This window comes from Acinetobacter sp. ANC_7503, assembly GCF_056780035.1.
This window is the reverse complement of the sequence record NZ_JBWYJA010000024.1, coordinates 1-4,998: the sequence shown is the minus strand read 5'-3', so window position 1 is coordinate 4,998 and position 4,998 is coordinate 1. Positions and strand designations below refer to the sequence as shown.

Below are 4,998 nucleotides of genomic sequence, written 5' to 3'. Positions count from 1 at the left end.
ACAGTCGGTTTTTTTCTGTTTTTCGGAGTGGGTGAAAATTCTTAAGTTGTTGATTTTAAATCATTATTTTGCTTGCATTTCGCATAACGCCTATTATGTTAAATAGAGATAAGACATACTCTAATTTTAGAGTTTTCTTTTAGGTATGATATAAAAATATAAAAGCCTAACAGTTTAGTTTAAAGGTTAAAAATTGAATAAATTAACAAATATTTTTATGGCTTTAGGAGTTTGCCTTTCAATGGAAACATTTGCAGAACCTGTTTTTTCTAATGATTTATTAGCGAAAGCAGAAAATGGAGATACTTCTGCTCAGTTAGAATTAGCCGAGATTTATCTATATGGTCATGGTGTTGATTCAGATGAAAATCAAGCTGAAGTTTGGGCTCTTAAATCAGCAGAAAATGGAAATGTAGCAGCAATGTTTTGGTTAGCTGATGGATATGTTACCTATGCTAGATTAATGGAAGATGATGACAAAAACGATTCTTTAGAACATTTCCAAAAAGCTTTTAAGTGGTTTCAGAAAGCCTCAGAAAATGGCCATTCTGAATCAATGGTTGAGTTAGCTGATCTATATACTCGTGCAGATAGCGGAATAGAAGTTAATATTAATAAAGCTTTTGAACTTCGTGAAAAGGCTGCAAAGTTAGGTAATAAGAAAGCAATGCGAAGTCTTTCCGTTATGTATCGTGATGGTATAGGTATTCCTAAAAATACTGATTTAGCTCAAAGTTGGTGGGATAAGTCTGAAAATTAGTTTTAATATTTCCTAAAATTAACATAATACACCTTATGCGAAACTCAGGTTAATCCTGAGTTTTTTGTTCGATCTGTTCATTTGAAGCAAACATACCAGGATTAGTGATCCTAATATTTTCCTGACATTGAGAGCAAAGCATTAGCTCAGCAAACAACTTAACATTCTGCCTAATTCCACAAAGCGTACATGGTTTAGATAACTGAATAATATTGTCCATCATTTAATTCTCTCAAAAAAAATTTCGTTATACATACTGAGTTTTATATTTTTACACACAACTAATATTCGCTTTAAAACCATCAATATCAAGAAAAATTCAGAGCTCAAGTGTTTATCTATATATATTAATTACTTATTGAATTTTTCCCCAAAAAAATGAGCTATACCCCAAATTTACTGAGAGCCCAGAATTTTCACCATATAAAACAAATATTTATGTATAATTTTTCATATTTTATAGCCCTTTTCGGTGAGCTGGCTTTTTTCTTTATTTTTCAATTATATAAACTTATATTTTGCTTTTTTAGAGCCCCACTTTTTTAATCCATTAAAATTCCATGTAAACCTTATGGTGTAAAGGATTGAGAGGTTTCATCGATAGATGCGTGGTGTGTGAGAAAAAATATTCGGCATGTGCCGAGACCAAAAGAGATTTACCTGGCTAAATTGACGTACAGAGAATGCTTGGTCAACAACTCAATTTTGTTTCTCTCCAGAGAAACGAGTAAGCGTGCATTCCTGATCTGCTGATCAAAAATGAAAAAGCCTTGGGAGCAAATTTTGAAAAAATTAACCCTTAATAAATACGCATAGAATGCGATTTAAGCGCAGTTAAAATAAAAACACTGTTCTCTAGCTAAAAAACGAAAACAGGGCTAAAAACGAAAAATAAGAAGCAATACGGAGGATATAAGCGAGTGTCTACGAGCGACACACAGAAAAGCTGATCTCTCCCCCCTCTGAAAAACCATTATTTATAAAAATTTAGCTAGAAATAAAATCATATGACAAAAAGTAGCTTCTAAATCGAGCGAAGCGAGCATAAAAAATTATATGAGCGAAGCGAATACCGAATGCTTTTGTTTTTATAGAATTCACAAAGAGATTAGAGAAAAAATTGCCCCGACGAACTGAGCGAAAGCGAAGTTCAATAGAGTTTGAGCGAAGCGAAAACCAAGGGCAATTTTTCAAACAGCCTTTTTTATTTATTTTTAAATCTTTTAAATCTTTTCAGACACCTGTATCCCTTATATAACAAAGGTATCAGAGTTTAACTATGACGGATTGACTACTAACTATGACGGATTGACTACTAACTATGACGGATTGACTACTTAACTATGACGGATTGACTACTAACTATGACAGGTATATATTTGTCATATATTAAAAAAATCAATGGCTTCATTTTGGATAAGAATCAAGTTGTAAAATCAAATCAAGTTATAGAAGCATCATATCAATTAAGTGCTGTAGAGCAACGTATCGTCTTAGCAGCAATTTCCCGTATTCCTAAAAACCAACCAATCACAGATGATGAACTATATCCTGTGAGTGTTAATGAACTACAACGCTTAGGGGTACATGAGAAAACCGCATATAGGGATCTAAAGGAAGGTATTAATAGACTTTACGAAAGATCAATTAACCTTACTGTTAACGATAAATCTATAAAGATGAGATGGGTCCAAGAGATCCAGTTTTTGGATAGCCAGGGTGTCATTGGTATTCGCTTTTCAAAACCCATTTTGCCTTTCATTTCTAATTTAAGTAGAGAATTTACTAAGTATGCTTTATCAGATATTGCTGGAATCAACAGTGGGTATGGTATCCGTATTTATGAACTGTTGGTCCAGTATAGACAAATAGGTAAGCGTGAAATCTCCGTTGATAACTTACGCACAATGCTAGAACTCGGTAAGAAATATCCGTTATTTGCCGATTTTAAGAAACGAGTAATTGATACTGCGATAGACCAAATAAATGAATACAGCCCTTTAAGCGTAACGTATGAGCAAAAAAAGACAGGTCGTAAAGTTACTCATATTTTATTTTCGTTTAAGGAAAAAGCTAAAAATATTAATCCCCCAGATATAGATATACCAAAAGAGTTTTATAAGCTGACAGATGCTCAAATTAATATGTTTGGTAATCAGCTATCCCGTTTGCATGAACTTTCCCATTTAGCACTAGAAGGTGAAAGCTACGAAACATTAGCATCAAAAATTAAAGAAATGCTTAGAGATCCTAAACAACAAAAGCAATTTTTACCCTACTTAAAAAACTTAGGCTTCAAATCTTGAGTGTATTGAAGAATACACTTATTGTATCCCTTAATACGTATCGTAAATACACAGTAATACACTATGAAAACAAGTACAAAATACAGTGTTAGTGATGCTGCTGCACTGTATAAAAAATCTCGTGCAACACTCTATAAAGATATAAAAAATGGAGTATTAAGTCGTGATCACGATGGTTACATAGACTTTTCAGAGTTACTTCGTGTGTATGGCGAACCATTTAATACAAAACAGTCAAAACGTATCGATACGTCTGCAATACAAAATCCAAATACACCTGAGTACACGGATCAAACAATCATAGAATTAAAAAATCAAATCGATTTTTTAAAGAAACAATTAGAAAAAGCAGAAGATCGGGAGGCCAAAGCTAATTCTCGTATTGATACACTTCTTACACTCATCGAAATGAAGCCATCTAAGGTCAATATTGAATCTGATACAACTCATACCGAGAGTAATTCACTTCCTAGTACAGAAGATATAATCACCCCCCTTCAGTCTGAGCAGTCTAAAGAGGACGGATTGACTACTATCGATGTAGAAAAAAAGCGAATTCCTGTTCCTGAGCATGTTGAACCTGAGCCTAAAAAGCGTGGCTTCCTGAGCCGATTCTTCCTGCCGAATGGTTAAATAGAACTACACAAAATTGTGAAACCATCATCAAAAAATAGGCGTGGAACGTGAAGAATCAATAAAAAGCCGCTCCAGTGCGCTGAACCTTGGAACGGCTTTATTTAAGACATTGATGCTTATAGGAAAAATTCAAGAATTTCGCATAAGGTGTATTATGTTAATTTTAGGAAATCTTAATTAAAGTGAAATATATAGCTCAAATCATAGAATGTAATGAGGATCTCGAATTTATTCTAAAAATTAAGATTCGTAATGAAATTCTAGAGGTATTTAGTTCTTCAATACCCTCATTTATTGATCTCAAAAAAAATTACCTTATAGCTTTAGAAGCTACTATTCTTGATGATTACATTATTGAAGAAGTGAATTGTCCCCATCAAGTTAAGCAAATAGATAATAGTCTAAGATATGAAATTATTGGACATTTAAAAGAAGGAAAGCTAGATAGTAATGGCTTAATTTTTGAAGATTATATTTTAAATAGAGATTTTTTTTACTTAGATAACACTACAGTAAAATGGACTGTAGACAGAATTAATGCCACTTTTGATGACAGTAATTGAGTTTATTTAACATAATGGCGGTTATACGAAATTATAGATGGTGGCTAGTGAGTTGTTGGAGAGATTTCAGTGTATGTGTAAGAGTCCCTTTTGGTAAGACAATTTCAGAAAAACTTTTTCCATAATCTACTGTGTAAAATACGCGCTCAATATTTTTATCGAAACCAATACTCAAACCTAATCCATACTGAAATAGTTCTCCTGTATCTAAGTTCACCAGTTGATCATTACTTAATGAAAAATCAATCTCACTCAGAGGAATATCACCTAAATCTTGTTTGATATTATGAATATTTTCTAAATTACCTATAAGATCAACAAATAGAGGAACTAGAGTAATATTAGTATATTTTCCTGGGTATGCATGATCATCAATCCAAAAATTGAAAACGCCTAACTCTAGGTTGTTTTCAAGATAATACGTAGTATCCCATTGAATAAAAAAGTCATTGTTATGTTTTACAAGCATTTATTTATATCCATAAATTTATGATCTCTATTTAACATAAAATCTCTTATACGAAATCCAAATTCAAGACATAAAAAAGCCCAACATCCTGTTGGGCTTTTTTACGTATTTGATGCGTTGGTATAACTCCTGTCGTACCTGCATATTCCATTGCTACAATTTCTTATTGTTATCTGGAGCATCCTGCTCTCTATGTGTTCATCATAGAAAATTGAAGGTCATCGGTATAGACGCAAAATACCTGAATGAATGTGAGCCAAGGCT

General features: G+C 32.8%; 5 protein-coding genes. 4 read left to right on the top strand and 1 reads right to left on the bottom strand.

Annotated elements, in window-relative coordinates; genetic code table 11:
* The first annotated feature begins 241 nt into the window (after window positions 1–241).
* From AC1M9M_RS14760 to AC1M9M_RS14745, 4 genes are all read left to right on the top strand, one after another.
* Entirely contained in the window at window positions 242–760 is a 519-nt protein-coding gene (locus tag AC1M9M_RS14760; RefSeq protein ID WP_000447193.1) for a tetratricopeptide repeat protein, read from the top strand.
* 1,412 nt (window positions 761–2,172) lie between these two features.
* Window positions 2,173–3,066: a replication initiation protein RepM gene (repM, locus tag AC1M9M_RS14755; protein WP_481596703.1), complete on the top strand. Its 894-nt coding sequence runs from the start codon at window positions 2,173–2,175 to the stop codon at window positions 3,064–3,066.
* Between the two features lie 63 nt (window positions 3,067–3,129).
* Window positions 3,130–3,699, top strand: a complete 570-nt coding sequence (locus AC1M9M_RS14750; RefSeq protein WP_481596702.1) for a plasmid replication DNA-binding protein — start codon at window positions 3,130–3,132, stop codon at window positions 3,697–3,699.
* A gap of 185 nt (window positions 3,700–3,884) precedes the next feature.
* Window positions 3,885–4,265 (top strand): hypothetical protein, encoded by a 381-nt coding sequence (locus tag AC1M9M_RS14745; protein WP_151829633.1) that lies wholly within the window; start codon window positions 3,885–3,887, stop codon window positions 4,263–4,265.
* A gap of 31 nt (window positions 4,266–4,296) precedes the next feature.
* Here AC1M9M_RS14745 and AC1M9M_RS14740 read toward each other — a convergent pair whose 3' ends face one another.
* Window positions 4,297–4,734 (bottom strand): Imm42 family immunity protein, encoded by a 438-nt coding sequence (locus tag AC1M9M_RS14740; protein WP_481596701.1) that lies wholly within the window; start codon window positions 4,732–4,734, stop codon window positions 4,297–4,299.
* Between the last annotated feature and the right edge of the window lie 264 nt (window positions 4,735–4,998).

What these genes read in the sequence shown, in the direction of transcription:
- AC1M9M_RS14760 (WP_000447193.1), top strand. Translation starts at nt 242, where the DNA reads ATGGAAACATTTGCAGAACCTGTTTTTTCTAATGATTTATTAGCGAAA.
- AC1M9M_RS14740 (WP_481596701.1), bottom strand. Translation starts at nt 4,734, where the DNA reads ATGCTTGTAAAACATAACAATGACTTTTTTATTCAATGGGATACTACG.
- AC1M9M_RS14750 (WP_481596702.1), top strand. Translation starts at nt 3,130, where the DNA reads ATGAAAACAAGTACAAAATACAGTGTTAGTGATGCTGCTGCACTGTAT.